This window comes from Serratia sp. HMSC15F11, from assembly GCF_001808215.1.
Classification (GTDB): domain Bacteria; phylum Pseudomonadota; class Gammaproteobacteria; order Enterobacterales; family Enterobacteriaceae; genus Serratia; species Serratia nevei.
On sequence record NZ_KV792503.1, the window covers coordinates 33,201 to 53,645 of the forward strand.

Annotated in this window: 23 protein-coding genes; 17 read left to right on the forward strand and 6 right to left on the reverse strand. The window is 61.8% G+C overall.

Annotated elements, in window-relative coordinates; all coding sequences use genetic code 11:
- A partial coding sequence (locus HMPREF3138_RS27295; RefSeq protein ID WP_246828743.1) for an ABC transporter ATP-binding protein occupies positions 1-885 on the forward strand: 885 nt, incomplete at its 5' end.
- Here HMPREF3138_RS27295 and HMPREF3138_RS22110 read toward each other — a convergent pair.
- Positions 882-1,811, reverse strand: a complete 930-nt coding sequence (locus HMPREF3138_RS22110) for a LysR substrate-binding domain-containing protein (protein ID WP_038883177.1) — start codon at positions 1,809-1,811, stop codon at positions 882-884. The genes HMPREF3138_RS27295 and HMPREF3138_RS22110 overlap by 4 nt on opposite strands.
- A 169-nt stretch (positions 1,812-1,980) precedes the next feature.
- Here HMPREF3138_RS22110 and HMPREF3138_RS22115 point away from each other — a divergent pair, with 169 nt between their 5' ends.
- The 9 genes from HMPREF3138_RS22115 (at position 1,981) to HMPREF3138_RS22155 (ending at position 9,413) form a co-directional block, all read left to right on the forward strand.
- Positions 1,981-2,931, forward strand: coding sequence for a branched-chain amino acid ABC transporter permease (locus HMPREF3138_RS22115; RefSeq protein ID WP_038880173.1), 951 nt, complete (start codon positions 1,981-1,983; stop codon positions 2,929-2,931).
- Positions 2,932-2,941: 10 nt separating this feature from the next.
- A complete protein-coding gene (locus HMPREF3138_RS22120; protein ID WP_038880176.1) occupies positions 2,942-4,054 on the forward strand; it encodes an ABC transporter permease subunit in 1,113 nt (370 codons plus the stop codon).
- Positions 4,051-4,821: an ABC transporter ATP-binding protein gene (locus HMPREF3138_RS22125; RefSeq protein ID WP_038880179.1), complete on the forward strand. Its 771-nt coding sequence runs from the start codon at positions 4,051-4,053 to the stop codon at positions 4,819-4,821. Before HMPREF3138_RS22120 ends, HMPREF3138_RS22125 begins: the two co-directional genes overlap by 4 nt.
- On the forward strand, positions 4,814-5,527 hold the full coding sequence (locus HMPREF3138_RS22130) for an ABC transporter ATP-binding protein (RefSeq protein WP_038880182.1): 714 nt from the start codon (positions 4,814-4,816) through the stop codon (positions 5,525-5,527). Before HMPREF3138_RS22125 ends, HMPREF3138_RS22130 begins: the two co-directional genes overlap by 8 nt.
- Positions 5,528-5,609: 82 nt before the next feature.
- Positions 5,610-6,713, forward strand: coding sequence for a branched-chain amino acid ABC transporter substrate-binding protein (locus HMPREF3138_RS22135; protein WP_371326909.1), 1,104 nt, complete (start codon positions 5,610-5,612; stop codon positions 6,711-6,713).
- An 18-nt stretch (positions 6,714-6,731) separates the two neighbouring features.
- Positions 6,732-7,223, forward strand: a complete 492-nt coding sequence (locus HMPREF3138_RS22140) for an L-2-amino-thiazoline-4-carboxylic acid hydrolase (protein WP_038880187.1) — start codon at positions 6,732-6,734, stop codon at positions 7,221-7,223.
- A complete protein-coding gene (locus HMPREF3138_RS22145; protein WP_038880190.1) occupies positions 7,220-8,446 on the forward strand; it encodes a Zn-dependent hydrolase in 1,227 nt (408 codons plus the stop codon). Before HMPREF3138_RS22140 ends, HMPREF3138_RS22145 begins: the two co-directional genes overlap by 4 nt.
- An 82-nt stretch (positions 8,447-8,528) precedes the next feature.
- Positions 8,529-8,876, forward strand: a complete 348-nt coding sequence (locus tag HMPREF3138_RS22150) for an ArsR/SmtB family transcription factor (protein ID WP_004938187.1) — start codon at positions 8,529-8,531, stop codon at positions 8,874-8,876.
- A 3-nt stretch (positions 8,877-8,879) separates the two neighbouring features.
- Positions 8,880-9,413, forward strand: coding sequence for an SRPBCC family protein (locus tag HMPREF3138_RS22155; protein WP_038880195.1), 534 nt, complete (start codon positions 8,880-8,882; stop codon positions 9,411-9,413).
- On the opposite strand, the gene HMPREF3138_RS22160 is transcribed toward HMPREF3138_RS22155, so the two are convergent.
- A complete protein-coding gene (locus HMPREF3138_RS22160) occupies positions 9,414-10,442 on the reverse strand; it encodes a transporter (protein ID WP_038880198.1) in 1,029 nt (342 codons plus the stop codon).
- A gap of 257 nt (positions 10,443-10,699) precedes the next feature.
- Here HMPREF3138_RS22160 and HMPREF3138_RS22165 point away from each other — a divergent pair, with 257 nt between their 5' ends.
- The gene (locus tag HMPREF3138_RS22165; protein ID WP_038880200.1) at positions 10,700-11,452 is read left to right on the forward strand and encodes a hypothetical protein; all 753 of its coding nucleotides are present in this window, start codon (positions 10,700-10,702) and stop codon (positions 11,450-11,452) included.
- Positions 11,453-11,517: 65 nt separating this feature from the next.
- On the opposite strand, the gene HMPREF3138_RS22170 is transcribed toward HMPREF3138_RS22165, so the two are convergent.
- Positions 11,518-12,948: a C40 family peptidase gene (locus HMPREF3138_RS22170; RefSeq protein ID WP_038880203.1), complete on the reverse strand. Its 1,431-nt coding sequence runs from the start codon at positions 12,946-12,948 to the stop codon at positions 11,518-11,520.
- Positions 12,949-13,177: 229 nt separating this feature from the next.
- Here HMPREF3138_RS22170 and nudI point away from each other — a divergent pair, with 229 nt between their 5' ends.
- The 3 genes from nudI to HMPREF3138_RS22185 all read left to right on the forward strand — a co-directional run bounded on the left by nudI (position 13,178) and on the right by HMPREF3138_RS22185 (position 15,658).
- Positions 13,178-13,603: a nucleoside triphosphatase NudI gene (gene nudI, locus HMPREF3138_RS22175; RefSeq protein WP_038880206.1), complete on the forward strand. Its 426-nt coding sequence runs from the start codon at positions 13,178-13,180 to the stop codon at positions 13,601-13,603.
- A gap of 93 nt (positions 13,604-13,696) precedes the next feature.
- Positions 13,697-14,533 (forward strand): D-alanyl-D-alanine endopeptidase, encoded by an 837-nt coding sequence (gene pbpG / locus HMPREF3138_RS22180; RefSeq protein WP_038880221.1) that lies wholly within the window; start codon positions 13,697-13,699, stop codon positions 14,531-14,533.
- Between the two features lie 138 nt (positions 14,534-14,671).
- Complete coding sequence (locus tag HMPREF3138_RS22185) at positions 14,672-15,658, forward strand: LLM class flavin-dependent oxidoreductase (protein WP_038880224.1); 987 nt, start codon at positions 14,672-14,674, stop codon at positions 15,656-15,658.
- Here HMPREF3138_RS22185 and HMPREF3138_RS22190 read toward each other — a convergent pair.
- Complete coding sequence (locus tag HMPREF3138_RS22190) at positions 15,655-16,959, reverse strand: aminotransferase class I/II-fold pyridoxal phosphate-dependent enzyme (RefSeq protein WP_038880227.1); 1,305 nt, start codon at positions 16,957-16,959, stop codon at positions 15,655-15,657. The two genes, HMPREF3138_RS22185 and HMPREF3138_RS22190, sit on opposite strands and share 4 nt — an antisense overlap.
- A 66-nt stretch (positions 16,960-17,025) precedes the next feature.
- Between HMPREF3138_RS22190 and HMPREF3138_RS22195 the strand changes: the two genes are divergently transcribed.
- Genes HMPREF3138_RS22195 through HMPREF3138_RS22205 form a run of 3 tightly spaced genes read left to right on the forward strand, consistent with a single transcriptional unit; the run spans position 17,026 to position 18,825 of the window.
- Entirely contained in the window at positions 17,026-17,280 is a 255-nt protein-coding gene (locus HMPREF3138_RS22195; protein ID WP_038880230.1) for a hypothetical protein, read from the forward strand.
- Positions 17,277-17,960 carry a glutamine amidotransferase gene (locus HMPREF3138_RS22200; protein ID WP_038880233.1) on the forward strand — a complete coding sequence of 228 codons (684 nt, stop codon included), beginning with the start codon at positions 17,277-17,279 and terminating at the stop codon, positions 17,958-17,960. Before HMPREF3138_RS22195 ends, HMPREF3138_RS22200 begins: the two co-directional genes overlap by 4 nt.
- Before the next feature lie 22 nt (positions 17,961-17,982).
- Positions 17,983-18,825: a PfkB family carbohydrate kinase gene (locus tag HMPREF3138_RS22205; RefSeq protein ID WP_038880236.1), complete on the forward strand. Its 843-nt coding sequence runs from the start codon at positions 17,983-17,985 to the stop codon at positions 18,823-18,825.
- 45 nt (positions 18,826-18,870) lie between these two features.
- On the opposite strand, the gene HMPREF3138_RS22210 is transcribed toward HMPREF3138_RS22205, so the two are convergent.
- Both HMPREF3138_RS22210 and HMPREF3138_RS22215 read right to left on the reverse strand, forming a co-directional pair.
- Entirely contained in the window at positions 18,871-19,584 is a 714-nt protein-coding gene (locus tag HMPREF3138_RS22210) for a flagellar brake protein (protein WP_038880238.1), read from the reverse strand.
- A 76-nt stretch (positions 19,585-19,660) separates the two neighbouring features.
- Positions 19,661-20,443, reverse strand: a complete 783-nt coding sequence (locus HMPREF3138_RS22215) for an N-formylglutamate amidohydrolase (protein ID WP_038880241.1) — start codon at positions 20,441-20,443, stop codon at positions 19,661-19,663.
- Between the last annotated feature and the right edge of the window lie 2 nt (positions 20,444-20,445).

Sequence of the window (20,445 nt, forward strand, 5' to 3'; positions counted from 1 at the left end):
CCGCGCGAGCTTTCCGGCGGCATGCGCCAGCGCGTAGGCTTTGCGCGCGCGTTGGTGGTGGATCCGACGCTGCTGCTGATGGATGAGCCGTTCTCGGCGCTGGATGTGTTGACCGCCGAAACGCTACGCACCGACCTGCTGGATCTGTGGACCGAGGGGCGAATGCCGATCAAATCGGTGCTGATCGTCACGCACAACATCGAGGAAGCGGTCTTCATGTGCGATCGCATCCTGCTGCTCTCCTCCAACCCCGGCCGGGTGATCGCCGAAATCAAGGTGCCGTTCAGCCACCCGCGCAACAGGCTGGATCCGCAGTTCCGCCGTCTGGTAGACGATGTGTACGCCAAGATGACCGCCCGCCCGACCGACGGCAACGTCAAGAAAGGGCTGAAGCTCGGCACCCGACTGCCGCACGTTTCCACCAACCTGATCGCCGGCCTGATCGAAACCCTGGCCGCCGCGCCCTATTTCGGCCGCGCCGACATGCCGGAGATCGCCCTCTCGCTGCATCTGGAGGTGGATGAGCTGTTTCCCATCGCCGAAGTGCTGCAGTCGCTGGGCTTCGCCGACGTGCGCGAAGGCGACATCTTCCTGACGCCACCGGCGCGCGCCTTCGCCGACGGCGACGTTCAGGCGCGCAAAGTGCTGTTCGCGGAGCATCTGCTGCGCTATGTGCCGCTGGCCGCGCTGATCAAAAACGTGTTGGACGAGCGGCCAGGGCACCGCGCGCCGCGCGTGCGTTTCGAGCAGGAGCTGGAGGACTCGCTGTCGGACAGCGCCGCCAAAGAGACGCTGGATACGGTGATCAACTGGGGCCGTTACGGCGAAATATTCTCCTACAACGATCAAACGGCGTTTTTCAGCCTGGAGGACGTCGAGTTTTAAGCGAGCCGGCGCTCATCGGCCTCGCGGCGCAGCCACTGCCGCAGGTTTTCGCTCTCCTGCGACAGTTCGCTATCCAGGCGAGCGCACAGGTAATAATCCCGGCCGTCGTCTATCGGCAGATCGAACATTTTGATCAACTCGCCGCTTTCAAGGTACTGGGCGATTAACGGCTCGCGCATCAATGCACACCCCAATCCCGCCTGCACCGCCGCCAGCGTCAGCAACCCGTCTTCGAACATCGGTCCGATGCTGCGCAGCGGGCGTTTAACGCCGGCCAGCTGAAACCATTGCATCCAGGTATTACGCTCCTCGTCATGCAGCAGCGGCAGCGTCGCCAGCTGATCCGGCGTATCGAGCAAACCGTGCAGTTTGCTGAATGCCCGGCTGCACACCGGCACCATTTGGCCGGACATCAGCTTTTCGCTGCGATAGCCGGTCCACTGCCCAACCCCGAAGCGGATCGACAGATCGGCGGCGTCGCTCAGGTAATTGCGGTGGTTGGCGTAAACCACATTGATGTCGATATCCGGATTTTCGCGCAGAAAGCCGCGCAGCCTCGGAATGAACCAGCCCATGCCGAACAGCGGGATCAGGCTGATGGTGACCTGCCGCGACGCGGACTGCTCGCGAACGTGTTCGGTCGCCTGGCGCAGCACGTTAAACGCCGAGCGGATCGAGCGGTAATATTCCCGCCCCTCGCCGCGCAGCACCAGATGGCGCCCCTGCCTTTCGGTCAACGGCATCTGCAAGAATGCCTCCAGCGTTTTCAGCTGATGGCTGACCGCCGAAGGCGAAATCATCAGCTCCTTCGCCGCCGCGCTGATGCTGCCCAGGCGCGCGATGGCCTCGAACGCCCGCACGGCGCGCAGCGGCGGATCGTTCGGCAGCATCGGTAACGGCTCATCGTACTGTTCTGTTTTTTTCATATATCGATTGTTTTATGGAAAGTCCGGGAGAAGGGTTTATTTAATATACATAAAAATCAAAGCATTAAAATCACTCGTTTTTTGTATAAGAAAGTATTTTTCCGTATTTTACAATTTTTTTAAATTCTCTACTGTGAGCCTCCTGACTCATTATCTCCGGACTCTCCCTATGGATACGCTGGTACAGCAGACCGTCAACGGTTTGATGCTCGGCAGCCTCTATGCGCTGATCGCGCTCGGCTACACCATGGTGTACGGCATCCTGCGCATCATCAACTTCGCGCACGGCGACGTGCTGATGGTCGGGGCGCTCAGCGCGCTGTCGGCGATCGGCGTGTTGCAGCATCATTTTCCCGCGTTACCGCCCTACGCGACGCTGCTGCTGGCGTCCCTGTTCGCCATGGCCGTCTGCGCCATCACCTCGATGGCGATCGAACGTCTGGCCTATCGCCGGTTGCGCAATGCACCACGCCTGGCCCCGCTGATCAGCGGCATCGGCGTCTCGCTGCTGTTGCAAACCCTGGCGATGCTGATCTGGTCACGCAATCCCCTGATGTTTCCGCAGCTGTTGCCGATGACGCCCATCGCCTTGACCGCAGGCAGCGCCGAACATGCGCCGGCGGTGATCACCGGCACCGCGATCGTCACGCTGGCGGTGGCCGTGGCGGTCATGGCCGGCCTCTGGCTGCTGGTCGAACACAGCCGTTTCGGCCGCGCCATGCGCGCCACGGCGGAAAACCCGCAGGTCGCCGGCCTGATGGGCATCAGTCCTGACCGCATCATCGTTCTGACCTTTGCGCTCGGCGGCACGCTGGCGGCGATAGCCGGCATCATGATGGCCAGCAACTACGGCAACGCCGGTTTCTCGATGGGCTTTTTGCCCGGCATCAAAGCCTTTACCGCCGCCGTGCTCGGCGGCATCGGCAACCTGCGCGGCGCGATGCTCGGCGGTTTGCTGCTGGGGCTGTTCGAATCGCTGGGCACCGGCTATCTCGGCGAGCTGACCGGCGGCGTATTCGGCAGCAACTACCAGGACGTATTCGCGTTTCTGGTGCTGATCGCCGTGCTGGTCTTCCGCCCCTCCGGGCTGTTGGGCGAACGCATCGCCACGCGCGCATGAGGACATCACGATGACCGTTTTAACTTCCTCGCTTCCTCTGGCCACGCCTCGGCGCGCCAGGCTGGGGCTGACGCTGTTCATTCTCGCCCTGCTGCTGGCGCCCTGGGTCGCGGGCGCCGCCGGCGGCAACTACTGGGTGCGCGTCGTCGACTTCGCGCTGCTGTACCTGATGCTGGCGCTCGGGTTGAACATCGTGGTGGGCATGACCGGATTGCTGGACATGGGCTTTATCGCTTTTTACGCCGTTGGCGCCTATCTGGCCGCGCTGCTGTCGTCACCGCATCTGACGCAGCAGTTCCCGCTGCTGCTGCAGTGGTTCCCCGATGGGCTGCACCTGTCGATGCTGTGGCTGATCCCGCTGGCGGCCCTGCTGGCGGCGGCGTGCGGCATTCTGCTCGGCGCGCCGACGCTGCGGCTGCGCGGCGACTATCTGGCGATCGTCACGCTCGGTTTCGGCGAGATCGTGCGTATTTTGATGCGCAATCTCGACCGCCCGGTCAACCTCACCAACGGTCCCAAAGGCATTTCCGGCATCGACCCGGTCAGCCTGTTCGACCTGAAGTTTTCCGGCATGCATGAGTGGTTCGGTGTGCGTTTCTCCGGCCTGTACCTCTATTACTATCTGTTCGCCGCGCTGCTGCTGGCGATCCTGTTTATCAGCCTGCGGCTGCAAAACTCGCGCATTGGCCGCGCGTGGACGGCGATCCGCGAAGACGAGGACGCCGCGCGGGCGATGGGCATCAACACCCGCAACTTCAAGCTGCTGGCCTTTGCCATCGGCGCCACCTTCGGCGGCGTGGCCGGCGCGCTGTTCGCCGCGTTTCAGGGCTTCGTGTCGCCGGAATCGTTCACCCTGCAAGAGTCGATCGCCGTACTGGCGATGGTGGTGCTCGGCGGCATGGGGCACATCCCCGGCGTGATCCTGGGCGCGCTGCTGCTGGCCGCCCTGCCGGAGCTGCTGCGCAGCAGCATGGGGCCGCTGCAGCAGGCGCTGTTCGGCCAGGTGCTGATCGACCCGGAAATTATCCGCCAACTGTTTTACGGCCTGGCGCTGATCCTGGTGATGCTGTATCGCCCGGCGGGCCTGTGGCCGGCCCGCCGCCTAAGAGGAAATGCCGCATGACGCCTTTGCTCGCTTTACACCACGTCAGCAAACGCTTCGGCGGCCTGACGGCGGTGGATGACGTCAGCATGAGCATCCGCCAGGGAGAAATCTACGGCCTGATCGGGCCGAACGGCGCCGGTAAAACCACCTGCTTCAATCTGATCACCGGTTTGTATCGCGCCGACGAGGGCGAATTTCGCCTGCAGGGCCAGCGCTACAGGCCCCAGGCGATCGATAAAGTGGCGCAGGCCGGCATCGCTCGCACCTTCCAGAACCTGCGGCTGTTCAACGAAATGAGCGTGCTGGAAAACGTGATGGTCGGCTGCCACGTACGCACCCGCAACGGCCTGTGGGCGGCGATCGCCCGCCACCGCCGCGCCAGGGAGGAAGAACAGGCGGTGCGCGACAAGGCCCATGCGCTGCTGGAGTATGTCGGCATCGGCCAATTCGCCCATTACCGCGCCGGGGATCTCGCCTACGGCCACCAGCGCCGTCTGGAGATCGCCCGCGCTCTGGCGACCGAGCCCCGGCTGCTGGCGCTGGACGAACCGGCGGCCGGCATGAACGCCGGAGAAAAAGTGGCGCTGCGCGAGCTGCTGCTGCGCATTCGCGACAGCGGCAAAACGCTGCTGTTGATCGAACACGACGTCAAGCTGGTGATGGGCCTGTGCGATCGCCTGACGGTGCTGGATTACGGCAAAGCGATTGCCGAAGGCGAACCGGCGCAGGTTCGGCGTGAACCGGCGGTCATTCAGGCCTATCTGGGAGGCGGCGCGCATGTCTGAAGCCCTGCTGAGCGTTAAACAACTCAAAGTGTCTTACGGCGGCATTCACGCGGTCAAAGGCATCGATTTTATGGTCAACGCCGGCGAACAGGTCACGCTGATCGGCGCCAATGGCGCAGGCAAGACCTCCAGCCTGCGGGCGCTGACCGGGCTGCAGCCGTTCGAGGGCGACATCCTGTTCGACGGCCGTTCGATTCGCGGCGTGCCGCCGCACCGCTTGCTGCAACAGGGGCTGGTGATGGTGCCGGAAGGTCGTGGCATTTTCACCCGCCTGACGGTGCGAGAAAACCTGCAGCTGGGCGCCTATGCGCGCCGTGACAAACCGGCGGTGCGGCACGATTTCGAACGGGTATGCGCCACCTTCCCGCGCCTGAACGAGCGCCTGCATCAACCGGCCGGGCTGCTTTCGGGCGGCGAGCAGCAGATGGTGGCGATGGGCCGTGCGCTGCTCAGCCGTCCGCGCCTGTTGATATTGGACGAACCGTCGATGGGGCTGGCGCCGATTGTGGTGGAGGCCATTTTTTCGGTCATCAAACAGTTAGCCCGTGACGGCGTCACGCTATTGCTGGTCGAGCAAAACGCCCGCCTGGCGCTGGAGTCTACCGATCGCGCCTATGTGTTGGACAGCGGCAGCCTGAGCCACAGCGGCCGCTCCGCCGAGATGCTGGACGATGAAAAAATCAAACAGATCTATTTGGGTGAATAACCGTTGCTACCTTTAACCGCACCAGGAGTATGACATGCAGCAGAACTTTCGCATCAAGCCGTTGGCGCTGGCCGCCGTGACGATGATCCTGAGCCTTCCGGCGCTGGCGGACGACACCGTGTTGATCGGCCTGGCCGGGCCGCTGACCGGCCCTTCCGCACGCATCGGCAAAGATCTCGAAAACGGCGCGCGCCTGGCGATCGCCGACGCCAACGCGCAAAAGCCGACGCTGAACGGCAAACCGGTCACCTTCAAATTGCTGTCCGAGGACGATCAGTCCGATCCGCGCACCGCCGTGGCCGTCGCGCAGCGTTTGGTCGACGAAGGCGTGGCCGGCGTGGTCGGCCACTGGAACACCGGCACCAGCATCCCGGCGGCGCGCATCTACCACGACGCCGGCATCGCTCAGGTGGCGCCGGTCGCCACCGGCCACGGCTACACGCAGCAAGGCTTTGACACCAGCTTCCGCGTGATGGGCCACGACGACGACGGCGGCAACTATGCCGGGCAGTATGCGGTGAAAACGCTGAAAGCCCAGCGCATCGCGGTGATCGACGATCGCACCGCCTTCGGCCAGGGCCTGGCGGACGAGTTCATCAAATCGCTGCAGGCCCAGGGCGTGCAGCCGGTCACCCGCGAGTACGTCGACGACAAGACCGTCGATTTCAGCGCCGTACTGACCACCGTGCGCAGCAAAAACGCCGATCTGATCTTCTTCGGCGGCGTGGACTCCCAGGCGGCGCCGCTGGCACGCAAACTGAAACAGCTGGGCATGAACGCGCAGCTGATGGGCGCCGGCGGCTTTGTCAGCCAGACCTTCCTGACGCTGGCGCAGCGGGAAGGCGAAGGCGTGGTGGCGCTGGAGCCCGGGCTGCCGCTGGAACAGATGCCGGGCGGCAAGGCGTTTGAACAAGCCTACCGCGATCGCTACCACACCCACATCGAACTGCATGCGCCCTTCGCCTACGACGCCACCCGGGGGCTGATCGCCGCCATCGAACAGGCCGGCTCGGCCAATCCGGCCGATTACCTGCCGAAACTGCGCGCCATACATTACCAGGGCGTGACCGGCGCCATTGCCTTCGATGCGCAGGGCAACCTGCAACAGCCGAGCTTCACCCTGTACCGGGTAGTGGACGGCAAATGGCAGCCGCAAACCGTGTTGGGCGGCGCCAAACCACAATAAATCAAGAGGAGCAAGGCGATGAGCTGTGCAAACAACGAATTGGGCATTTTGGCCCGCAGAAAGATCGAAGCGGAGATCATCAAACCGATCTACCAGATCCTGGTGCGTGAAATCGGCAAGGTGCGCGCTCAGGCAGTGATCGGCGAAGCCATCGAGAATGCCGCCATCGCGGCAGGCAAGCAGTTCGCCGCACAGGAGCCGAACGGCGCGGATCTGCGCAGCTTCGCCGCCTTGCAGTACCTGTGGGAAAAAGACGATGCGCTGCGCGTCGAGGTGATCAACCAGGACGAACAGCACTTCGACTATAACGTCACCCGCTGCCGCTACGCCGAGATGTATCACGAGATGGGGCTGGGGGAAATCGGCCACCTGCTCTCCTGCGCACGCGACAGCCAGTTTATCGTCGGCTATGCCCCGGATGTCGAGCTGCAGCGCAGCCAAACCATCATGTCCGGCGCCCCCTGCTGCGATTTCCGCTACACCGCCAAAACGCCGGGAGAAGAACAATGACGTATCGGGTCAACGGCGAGCGCCTGTGGCAAAGCCTGCTTGCCATGGCGCAGTTCGGTGCCATCGCCGACAACGGCGTCACCCGCCTGGCGCTCAGCGAAGAGGACCGGCTGGCGCGCGACCAGCTGCGTCTCTGGGCACTGGAGGCTGGTTGCAGCGTGCGCGTCGATCGGATGGGCAACATGTTCCTGCGCCGCGAAGGCTCGCGGCCCGAGCTGGCGCCGGTGGTCACCGGTTCTCACGGCGACTCGCAGCCACGCGGTGGCCGTTTCGACGGCATCTACGGCGTGCTGGCCGGGTTGGAGGTTATTCGCAGCCTTAACGATCGGCAGATCGTCACCGAACGCGCAATTGAAGTGATCAACTGGACCAACGAAGAAGGCGCGCGCTTCGCGCCGGCGATGATCGCCTCCGGGGTGTTCGCCGGGGTATTCGATCTCGAGTACGGCCTGTCGCGCCGCGACGAGCATGGCGTCAGCCTCGGTGAGGCGCTGGAACGCATCGGCTACGCCGGTGAGCATCCGGTGGGCGGCATGCCGATCCACGCCGCCTTCGAGCTGCACATCGAACAGGGGCCGATTCTGGAAGCGGAACACCTCGACATCGGCGTCGTGACCGCCGCACAAGGGCAGCGCTGGTACGAGCTGGAAGTCGTCGGCTTCAGCGCCCATGCCGGCACTACGCCGATGGATCGCCGCCGCGACGCCCTGCTGGGCTTCACCGAGCTGGTGACGGCGGTCAACGGTATCGGCTGGGATTTCGCGCCCGATGCGCGCGCCACAGTGGGCATGGCGCAAATCACCCCCAATTCACGCAACGTGGTGCCGGGCCGGGTCTTTTTCAGCGTCGAATTCCGTCATCCAGAGGAGGCAACCCTGGAGCAGATGGAGCAGCGCCTGCTGGCGGCGGTAAACCAAATCAACGGCGGCGGCCTGACCGCTCGCGCCGAGCGCATCTTTCAGTATCCTCCGATCGCTTTCGATCGGGGCTGCATCGACAGCGTACGCCACGCCGCACAAGCCTTGGGCTATCGCCATCGCGACATGATTTCCGGCGCCGGCCACGATGCCTGTTATCTTAATCGCGTCGCGCCGACCGCCATGATTTTCATTCCCTGCGTGGACGGTATCAGCCACAACGAACGGGAAGATATCACCCCCGCCTGGGCCGCCGCCGGTGCCGACGTCTTGCTGAACGCGCTGCTGGCACACGCCGACGCCTGAACCTCGCCCCGGTTTTTCGCCGGGGCAAAAAATATTCAACAAAACGGTTGAATATTAGCCCACCTGTTCTATATTCAACCATATGGTTGAATTATCTTCCTCACAGCTGGACGCCATTTTTCATGCGCTGGCCGATCCGACCCGCCGTTCGATGTTACGCGCGTTGGCCGGCGGTGAGCGCAGCATCGGCGAACTGGCCGCGCCGCTGCAGATGTCGTTCGCCGGCGCCTCCAAGCACGTAAAAGCACTGGAACATGCGGGCCTGGTGCAACGCACCGTGCAAGGAAGAAACCATATCTGCCGGCTCGAACCCGAGCCTATGGCGCAGGCCATGCACTGGCTGCAAACCTATGAACATTTCTGGACTGAACGGCTGGATGCGCTCGAACAGGCGCTGCTGCAGCCCGAACAGCTTCCTCCCAAGGAGTGAACCATGAATGATTACGGCATGATTATCGAACCCGGCACGCTGCGCATCCAGCGGCTGCTGCCCGGCCCCATCGAGCGGGTGTGGGCCTACCTGACCGAATCCGACAAACGCGCCACCTGGCTGGCGGCCGGCGCCATGACGTTGGAAAACGGCGCGCCGCTGGAGCTGGAGTTTCGCAACTCCGATCTGGCGGGCGAGCACGAACCACCGCCGGCCAAGTACAAACAGCACGGCGGCTGCGTCAGCAACCGCGGCCACATCACCTGCCTGTTCCCGCCGCGCCTGCTGAGCTTTACCTGGGCCGAACAGGATCAGGGCCGCCCTTCCGAGGTGACTTTCGAACTGACGGAACAGGGTAGCGCCGTGCTGCTGACGGTCACCCACCGGCGCTTGGCCAACCGCGACGAAATGCTCAGCGTCGCCGGCGGCTGGCACACCCATCTGGATATCCTGCTGGATCGCCTGCACGATCGGGCGCCGCAGCCGTTCTGGAGCACCCATGCCCGGCTGGAAGAAGAGTACCGCGCCCGCCTGTAATTACGTCTCGTCCCTGCGCCTGAACGCCAGATAACCGGCGATCAGCGTAAAACTGCCGACCAGCAACACCAGCAGGATAAAACCGTGGTGATTGCTGGCCAGCGGGATCCCCCCCACGTTCATGCCGAAGAAACCGGCGACGATATTGATCGGCAGCGCCAGCACGGTGATCACCGTCAGCGTATAGAGCGTGCGGTTATTCTGCTCCATCAGCTTGGCGCCCAGCTCCTCCTGCAGCAGCCGGATGCGTTCGGTCAGGCTGGCGAGATCGTTCAATACCACGGTGAACTCTTCGGTAAACTGCCGCAGATCCTGTACCACCTCGCGGCTCAGCCAGGTCGGCGGCCGGTTCAACAGGCGAAACAGCGCGGCCGGCTCCGGCGCCAGCAGGCGCTGAAAGCGCAATAACATGCGGCGCATGCGCCCCAGCTCGGTGCGGTTGCGTTTGACGCGGCGGATCAACAAGCAGTCCTCAATGGTATCGACATACTGGTTGGCCTGCCGCACCACCTGTTCCAGCACGTCTTCCTGCTCTTCCAGCAGGTGCGCCAGCAGCTCAGTGGACGAGGCCAGCTGCAGCGCCGTCAGGCGGCCGAGCAGCCGTTCAATGAGTCGCACCGGTTTGTGACGCACGGTGACCACCAGCCCACGGCAGCAATAGAGCCACAGCGTCGCCGTCTCCGGGTTACTGTTCTCGGGGTGGAAAATCACGTCGTTGAGCACGGCGAACAGATCGTCGCCCTGGCGCTCGATGCGCGTGGTGTGGGAGCCGTGGCGAATCTCGTGAAAGAAAAAATCGGAAATGGCGAAATGATTTTTCAGCCACTTCTCCGCCGCCGCGTGGTTGAGATTGAGGTGCAGCCAGATAAAACCGTCGCCGGGCGGCAACGCCTGGTAGGCCTGGCAAACCTGCTGCGAGTTCAGGCGCGCCGGCGGCTCACCGGAACGAAACGCATGGCCGTAGATCAGCCCGGTCACTTCATCATCGAAATCCAGCTTGTGCATCTTTTCCGCTAACCGTTGCACCATAACGCCTTATCCTGCCTCTCGCCGTTAACCCAGATCGCCCCCGCTGTTATAGCAATCTTTATCTATCGGCGTTAATGATTTTCAGCGTTCCCGATAATTAATATTTTCGTCATAAAAACCTCATCGCCATTCAACATCGTTTTCATCCCTTGCCCGCTCAGCGACTGCACAATGGCAACATGAATATAGAGACTGGTACCCTCCATCACGCAAGACATATTTACTTAAGGAACACGACCAATAAGGAGATAACAACAATGAATACGTTTATTACAGGCGGATGGAGCCAGTCTCTGACTGGCCAGCCTCTCAAAGAGTTCGATGTCATGATGTATGGCATGGTCACTAACCTTGATGGATTGACCACGGGCACATCAGCGCATCCAGGATGGAGTCCGGAAAAGCAAAACAAACCCGATACTCTCCCCGGTTTTAAAGGAAAGACGCTCTGGGTTTATGGCGGCGGCGGATGCTCCCCACAGCAAAAGCCGGCAAATGAGGATGAAGTGTTGAGGATCGTCGAGGCCACGGTAGACCGGGGCTGGGACGGCGTCGATTTTGATGACGAATGCAATATGAACACCGAACGGGTCATCGAAGCCATGAAACGGCTAAAAGAGGCCCGAAAAGAGACCAGCCTGGGTTTTATTGCCGGCTATTCCTACAATCATCCCAATACGGAAAATGGTAAAAAGCTCAACGAGAAAGTCAGAAAAATCATCCTGTCAGGCCAGTGCGATCGCTTTATTCATTACTGCTATGCCGCAGCGATGTGGAGCAATGACGATATTCTCGCCAATGTCATCCCGGCATTAAAACAATCGTTGGCCAACGGCGCCGAGAATAAAAAATGCATTCTGGCCCTGACGACCCGGGGATTGACCGACTGGAATTTAAATTACTTTATCGATCAGGTTCTGGATTTTAATCTTGGCGGATTGTTTATTTGGAATTACGCCAACCTGACGGATGAACATAATAAAATCATCAAAAACAGGCTAGGCAATTAACACACCTCGTTTGCCCTCGCCTATCAAGAGACCGTCAAGGCGGCCACTTGATAGGCATTCAGACGTTACTCAATAAAACCCAGTTTAAACTGCGCCTTGCCCGCCAGTGAGGTCAGTTCAGGATCCTCCGGGTAGGTAGCCAGAAGCGGGAAAAAGACTGCGCCGCCGATAATGCTGCGGCTTTTTGAATCTGCCGGGCGCAGGCCCCAGATATTTTGGTACGTCATCGGGACACTCCGGCCGTTAATCGCCGCATTGCCGATATACAGCATGATATGGCCCGGAATGTAGACCAGCGTGGTGAACGGCTTGCCATGCTCCTTGAGATAGCGCAGCCGCTCATCCGTGTTCGCCTGACTGAGATCGACCACTCGGCTTGCCGCCTCTATCTGCGCGGCGGAATTCCTGGGAAGAAACACCCCGAAAGGCATCAACAGGCTGCGCAGTTCGGCCGAGCAGTCATTATTAAAGTTATCATTCCCCCAGCCGTAGGGCCTGCCGCTCATCGAACGCATCAGCGTGGCAAGATGGTCTGGCGTCATTCGCCACGGCATGGCGGCAAACTCCCCCTCCGTTAAATCGATCCGGCGAATTTGCGCGCGACCCTTCTCCCGGCGTACCGGCACGGCGACGCTAAAAACGCCCTGCCGATGGCGGTAAAATGGCAGAACCGTGCCATGACGCGCCGTAAAATAAAACAGTTCCGCTTCTTGTACCGACACCGGCTGCTGAATGAATGCCCCCAAATTTTTCCCTGCCAGCGCCAGCCATTCGCTGACAAACCGCCGATCCGCCGCCGCGATATCTTCGCTATGCACCCAGCCGATCACCGTAGGCGATATGACGTATTTCCAGCGTTTATCGCGGCTTTCCGTCACAACGTATACCGGTGTACCGGGGCGGATAGAAGAGTCCTGCAAATTATCAAAGGGATAACCTTGCCCTGCCAGACGCGGATCGTCATAAGCCGGATCGTCTGTCGGCAACATCCTGACCAGCGTTTCCCTAGTCGCAATACCTCTGGCCGAAGAATGATAAGCCTTGTCAATGCCGACAGACGCATTATTCCTGACCTGCTGTTTCCAGCGCTCAGCGTGGGTCCTGAAGTTTTCCCCCCAGGAAACGCTGTCATTTCCAAGATACTTATCCATTGCGGCATCACGGTGGCTTTCCGCTTCACGGCTCAAGACGGAAGCGATGTAATGCGGATTCCAGGGGGACTCCTCATTCGGCCCCATGCCAAAATAGTGGGATTTGAGGGCAGAAAAATGACGTTGCTGCGCAGCGTCATCCAGCACGGCGACCTGCCGCTGCGGGCCGGGGGGCAGCCACTTATCGACAGACTGCGAATATTTGTCCAACGGAAAAAGCGACTTGGTAGGATCGATAGGGGCAGACGCCGTGGCGTCGTGAGGTGGCGGTCTGACCGACGCGCTGTGGCAGGCCGACAGCAACAGCAAGAGAGTCAGGCACAGCGGTTTTATTCCATTAAGCATACGTTATCCACTCCGTGACAGGTTAAAGTCCGTTCTTTATCCTGAAGAGAAATCATACTAATTGATACTTATTAACATCGGCGATTGATTTCCCGTTGAAGAAGATAAAGCCGGTGGTATAGCAAGCGCCAATCAGATTTCCCGCCGCCGCGTAGAACGCGACCTGTCTCGCTGCCCCGCGCCGCCAAACCTGCTACCCTGCGGGTTTGTTTTTTGACAGGAGTCTTCCATGCGCCAACGCATCATTGTCTGCCCGCTGATTGAAAACGATAACGCCTTCCTGCTGTGCAAGATGGCCGCCCACAAGGGCCTATTCCCCGGCCAGTGGGCACTGTCCGGCGGCGGCGTCGAGCCGGGTGAGCAGATCGAACAGGCGCTGCGGCGCGAAGTGCGCGAAGAGCTGGGCGCCGCGCTGATCCTCGACAGCATCACGCCCTGGACCTTCCGCGACGACGTGCGCATCAAAACCTACGCCGACGGCAGCCGCGAGCAAATCTATATGATTTACCTGATTTTCGACTGCCATGCCGCCAACCGCGACGTGACGATCAACGACGAGTTTGACGACTACGCCTGGGTGCCGCGCGAGCGCCTGGGGGACTACGATTTGAACGAGGCCACCCGCTTCACGCTACAGCAGAAGGGATTGTTGTAACAGTTTGAGCGATTATCGCCCTATTTCCTTCACATTTGCCGGGCAGACTCTTTTGATGTTTTTTAATCACTTAGGGTCACTATTTCCGCCGTTATGCTTTTATCTCACGCTTTTCTCCGTCTGCCCGTCCGGCGCTTCGGCGCCGCCCTCCTGTTCAGCCTGCTGTTCGTTTTGGCGCCCGTGCATGCCGCCACGCCGCCGCAGGTACTGAATGCCAAGTCGGTGCTGGTCGTCAATCAACGCACCGGAAAGACGCTCTATCAGAAGCAGCCGAACCGCGTGCTGCCGATCGCCTCGCTCACCAAACTGATGACCGCCATGGTCGCCCTGGACAGCAAACGCCCGATGGGCAGCCCGCTCAAGGTCACCGCCGCCGATCGCGACCTGCTGAAGAAAACCCACTCGCGCCTGACCATCGGCTCGGTACTCAGCCGCCGCGACATGCTGCACATCGCCCTGATGTCTTCGGAGAACCGCGCCGCTGCGGCGCTGAGCCGCAGCTATCCCGGCGGGCGCAAAGCCTTCGTGGCGAAAATGAACCAGAAAGCGCGCGCCATCGGCATGAAACGCAGCCGCTTCTACGATCCGACCGGGCTGACGCCGCGTAATGTGGCGACCGCCAACGATCTGCTCAAGATGGTCAATCACGCCTATCGCTACCCGTCGATTCGCCACTTCAGCACCGACAAGCAGCAGATCGTGCGCCCCGGCCGCGGCCAGCTGGTCTACCGCAGCTCCAACGGCCTGATCAATAACCCGGCCTGGCAGATTCAGCTGCAGAAAACCGGCTTTACCGACGAGGCCGGCCACTGCCTGGTGATGCGCACCACCATCAAAGGACAACCGGTGGTGATGATCCTGCTCGGCGCGCAGCCGCGCTACGGCCACTACCGTGACGCCATTCGTCTGAAGGCCTGGCTCGAGGGATAACATCGCGGCGCTTTACCGCTCTTCGCATATCCAAATCCGTTTTGGATCAATGGAATATCCTATCGCCAATCAGTATTAAGGCAAGCGCCGCCCGCATGGTATTTGTCAGGCATATCTGATGAGGAAAGGAGCGGGAAAATGGCTTATGCCTTGAGCATATTGGAAAAGAGTCCGATCGCCGACGGGGAAAGCGCCGCCCAGGCGCTGGCGCGCACGCTGCATCTGGCGCAACAGGCGGAACGCTGGGGCTATCGGCGTTTCTGGCTGGCGGAGCACCACAACACGCCGCAGCTCGCCTGCCCGTCGCCGGAAGTGCTGATCGGCTACCTGCTCGGCCAGACGTCGCGCATTCGCATCGGCTCCGGCGGCGTGATGCTGCAACACTACAGCGCCTACAAGGTGGCCGAAAACTTTAACCTGCTGGCGGCGCTGGCGCCGGGGCGCGTTGATCTCGGGGTGGGCAAAGCGCCCGGCGGGCTGCCGCTCGCCACCCAGGCGTTGCAGGCCGCCCATGACCGACAAAACAAACCGGCCTTTCCACAGCAGCTGTCGCAGCTGACCGCCTATCTGAACGACGACGCCGAGCCGGGACTGAGCGCCACGCCGCTGCCGCCGCACGCCGCCCAGCGCTTTCTGCTCGGCGCCAGCAAAGAGAGCGCGACGCTGGCGGCCGAATCCGGCTGGGCCTTCGTGTTCGCCGCGCATCTGAACGGCAATCCGCAGGATATCCGCGAGGCGCTGGCGCTCTACACCGCACTGAGCGGCGGCCGCAAGGCGCTGCTGGCGGTGGCGGCGATCGCGGCGCCAAGCGAGGAACAGGCCGCGGCGCTGGCGGCGGATATTCAGCAATACCGCGTGCACGTCGCCGGTGAGCAGAGTGTGACCGTCGGCAGCCTGGCGCAGGCGGAGAGTTTCGTGCAGCAGGCCGGCGCCACCGACTACCGCATCGAACCAAGAGAAAGCCATATCCTGCTCGGCACTGCGCCGCAGGTGCATCAGCAACTGGCGCAGCTGCAGCAGCGCTACGGCGTGGACGAGTTCATCATCGACACGCCGATCGGCGAACCGAGCGCCCGGCTCACCTCACTGCAGCTGCTGGCGGAGGAGAGCCTGACGCCGGCCTAGTTGATCGCCGCGCTGGCACGCATGGCGTCGGCCAGATCCTGCGCCAGCGGCGCCAGCTGCGCCGGCACGACGTTGGCCAGGCTGACGCGGATCGCAGGGTCGCCCTTCAGGCGGAAAGGTTCGCCGCCCTGCACCAGCCACCCCCGCTGCGCCATCAGCTGCGCGGCGGCGGTTTCCGACCGCACCGGCAACCACAGATGTAGCCCTTCACCCACCGCCAGCGCCGTGTGATTCAGCGCGTTGAGCCGTCGCACCAGCTCATCCCTTCTGGCTTGATACGCCTGTTGCGCCCGCTGCAGCTGCCCCTCCTGCAAGGCCTGCCCCCACAGTCTGGCGGCAATCTGCTGCAAGATATGGCTGACCCAGCGTTCGCTGATGTACTGATCGGCGCGCATCGCCTGCAGCAACGTCGGGTTGCCGCAGGCCAGCGCGATGCGCAGATCCGGGCTGAGAAACTTACTCAGCGACAGCACGTACAGGCCGCGATCGCCGTCGAACGGCAGATGCAGCGGCTGCTGCGACAGCGGCCCCCAGAAATCGTCGACGATCGCCAGACACTGCGGATTAGCGCTGAGAAAACGCCGCCACTGCTGCGCGCGTTGCGCAGAAAGCGAGGCGCCGGTCGGATTGTGGGCGCGCGGCGTCAGGATCACCGCGCCAGCCGCTCCGCTTTCCGGCAACCGACAGCCCTGCTCATCCATCGCCAGCGGCAGCGGCCGCAAACGCAGGTGGCGCAGCAGCGTCAATAGCGGCGGCCAGCAGGGATCTTCCACCCACACCGCCGCGCCCGGCTGCATATGGCAGCGCAGCGCCTTTTCCATCGCGTCAAGCGCGCCGGAGAATACCGCAGGCTCCCCCAGGCTAACGCCCTGGCGGCCGAGCGACTCGCGCCCCAGGCCGGTCAGTACCGGGAGATCGCCGCTGATGTCATAGCCGTTTTGTTGCGGGAATCCCTCCGCCGCGCCCAGCGCCAACGCCGGCAACAGGGCGGCATCCAGATTGCCGCTGGCCAGATCGCACATTCCCGCCGGCACCTGGCGCGGCGTATAGGCCGCACTCACCGCCGCCAACGGCGGTTCCAGCACCACCGTTCCCGCCCGTCCACGCGTTGCCACCAGACCGGCATCGCGCAATCGGGCGTATGCGCTGGCGACAGTATTCGCATTGACCTCCAGCTCCGCCGCCAGCTGGCGTACCGGTGGCAGCAGCTCACCCGGCCGCAGCGTGCCGCCTTTGATGCGTGCGGCGATCTGCTCGGCAATCTGGACAGCGCCGCCGCCTTTTGCATACAATGAAGTCATACATAAATCCTTTTGTACTAGTTCAAATAAGGTTAGCAGCTTCCGCGGCCAAAAGTAAGGGGTTCCATGGATAAACATTACGTGCTCGACATTCAGTATGCAGGAAAAGCCTTTGCCCGCCTGCAGATGTTCACGCCCTGGGCGGCCGATCAGCTGGAGCAGGCGTGCGCGCTGTTCCCGGCCGCGCAGGGGTATCAGGTGCAGCTCAGCCAGGTCAGCGAACGCCGCATCGTCTATCAGAGCGGCGCGCAAGGCATCGCGGTGCTGGGCGAGTCGCTGGCGCTAACGCCGTTCACCCACGATCGCGAGGTTAAACAATGAAAAAAGCCGTCGCTATTCGACACGTCAATTTCGAAAACCTGGGCATCCTCGGTTCCCTGCTCTCGCTGCGTGGCTATCAAATCGACTATTACGATGCCGGCCGCGATGATATTCGTGCTATCAATAATGAAGACACCGATCTGTTGGTGGTGCTCGGCGGGCCGATCAGCGCTGCCCAGCACTTTTCCGGTGCGCTGCGCTATGATTTTCTCGACCATGAATTGGCGCTGGTCAAACAGCGCCTGGCGCAGCGGCGGCCAACCCTCGGGGTGTGTCTCGGCGCTCAGGTGATCGCCCAGGCGCTGGGCGCCGATGTGATCTCGCTCGGCGTCAAAGAGATCGGCTTCGCCCCGCTGACCACGCTAGCGGCACAAGACGACTCGCCGCTGGCGCCGCTGGCCGATACGCCGGTGCTGCATTGGCACGGCGATATGTTCACGATCCCGGAGGGCGCCCGCTGCCTGGCCGGCACGGCGGTTTGCCCGCATCAGGCCTTCGACTATCAGGGGTTTGCGCTCGGCCTGCAGTTCCATCTGGAGGCAGATCATCGCGATATCGAACGCTGGCTGATTGGCCATGCCTGCGAGCTGGAACTGGCCGGCGTCGCGCCCCAAAGCCTGCGTGAACAGGCGGCGCGCCACGGCACACAGCTGGAACAGCGTGCGCGGCAGGTGTTCTAATAACGAACCAAGGATGTAACTCATGCAACAGACTTCACCCTTACGGTCACCGTCCATCGACGTGATCAGCATTCAATCTCAGGTGGTCTACGGCAGCGTCGGCAACGGTATCGCCTACCGCGCCCTGCTGAAAAAGGGGCTGGAAGCGCTGCAGGTGCCCAGCGTGCTGTTCGGCTGCCCGCCCTATTACGGCAAACCGCACGGTGGCGTCATCTCCGGCGAGTGGTTCGGCGGCTTTCTCGACGATCTGATCGCCCGCGGCGTGATGAAACGCACCCGGGCGGTGATCGTCGGGTATCTGGGCGACGTGATGCAGTGCCATATTCTGGCCAACTGGCTGCAGCGGGTGCGCGCCCTCAATCCGCAGATAAAGATCTATATCGATCCGGTGATGGGCGATTACGGCGAAGGGATCTACGTGGATGAGCGCATCGTCAACTGCTATCGCTCGCCGTTCCTGCGGCTGGCCAACGGCCTGACGCCGAACGGTTTCGAACTGGAGCAGCTGTGCGGCCGCTCTTTGAGCAGCCGGGAGCAGACGCAACACGCCGCGCAGGCGCTGTTGAACGACACCACCGAATGGGTGCTGGTCACCAGCGCGCCGGGCGTGGCACAGCACGAAGACGAAGTGGGTTTAATGCTGGTCACCCGGCAGGAAGCGCAGTGCTTTACCCATCCGAAGGTCAAATCGGTGGTCAAAGGCACCGGCGATCTGTTCACCGCACTGCTGGTGAGCCATCTGCTGCACGGCGCCGCGCTCGACGCGGCAGTGGTTGCCGCCGGCGGCGAAGTGTGCGACGTGCTGGCCGAAGCGGCGCATTTCGGTTGGGAAGAGATCGGCAGCCTACGGGCGCTTAACCCCTAAGGCCGCAGGCGAATCAGAGGGGCAGCGCACTGCCCCTGATAACTATCAGCGTTTTTTCTTTTTGTTGAAATCCAGCTCGAAGGCGAACACGGCGCTCTGAATTTTGCGCTCCATCGCCAGCCCCAGCTTGAGGAAGCGGCATGACAGGCGCGAGAAGTGCACCACCTGATCGTTGTCGTCGGTTTCCTGATCGTCGTTGACCACCACCAGCTCCATGTTGACCTTGAAGCTGCCGTAGCTGCCCAGATCCAGCAGCGCTTTCTTGAACTGCAAGCCCGGCTGGAAGCATTCCGGCAGCGGGCCGTCGAAGCGCAAACCGACGCCGCCGGCGGACAGATCGTGGATCCGCAGCTCATAAGGCGTACCGTCCGGGTATTCGCCGGTGCAGAAGAATTGGCGCCAGTGCGGCGTGGTGATGCGGAACTGGCGACGGCGCTGAATGTAGACCAGCTCCTGCGGCAGACGGGTCGAGCAGGCCTGGACGCCCTGATGTTCGGTCAGCTCCGCCTGGCCGACGGAAAACTCGATTTTGGCGTCGTTGCTTTCAATCACGATGGTGCAGGCGCCGTCGATGGCGCTCGCGGCTTCCTCACCGCTAAACACGATATTGTCCGGCCCGACGCTCAATAACAGACTTTGAAACCGGTGCTGCTGATTTTCTACGCGCAGCGGCGTGCGTTGTTTGCAAATTTCACGCAGAATCGCCAGAACTTCAAAACGCTCCCGTTTGATAAACAGTCCGTTATCGCTGTGCTCCACACGTCTCTCCTGACTTTTTTTCTAATGACGTCTTACGTATTCCTTACGGTTATCATCTCTGGGAATATTCCTAAAGTCAAATTTGCCAGCGTTGCCAGGCCTGTGGCAACAGGCGCGCGAAACGTTTCGCCCACGCCTGTTGCCCGCGTTCGTCGGCGATCAGATCCTGGCGAATTTCGATGCCGACATAAGGCAAACCGCGGCGTTCAGCATGAACCGGCAACGTATAGTCGGTGGCGTCCGTCATTGCATAAGGTTCGTTGATGCCCACCTGCAAATCCCCTTCTTCACGCAGCAGCTCGGCCAGCAGATGGGCAAACTCCGGGTAGCGGTTAAACAGCAGCCCCACCTGCCAGGGGCGCGATTCCCCCTTGAACACCGGCGTAAAGCTGTGCATGGCGATCACCGCCGTCGGCAGTTCACGCAGTTGGCGTTGCCCCAAATGATCGTCGATGGCGTGGTGATACGGCAAAAACACCTCGCGCTCGCGCGCCAGCGCGTGTTCGGCGTCGATACCGATATTGCCGGGGATCGGCGTCAGCTCGGACAAGTGCGGGATCGAGCTGGCGATGCCGGGCGCCCGGTTGCAGTCGATCACCAACCGCGAATAGCGCTGATGGATCAGCGTCGCGTCCAGCTGGCGGCTCAGATGGCGCGACACGCTCAGCGCGCCGATATCCCAGCCGATGTGGCGTTCGATCTCCCCTGGCGGTAAGCCGAGATCGCCGAGGGATTGCGGTATCGTCTTGCCGGCGTGATCGCACAGCAGCAAAAATGGCGCTTTGCCATGCGGGATTTCAACGGCGGCGGCAGAGGGTTCATCGGCGGACAATAACGGCGGGATAAAGGAGTGTGGCATGC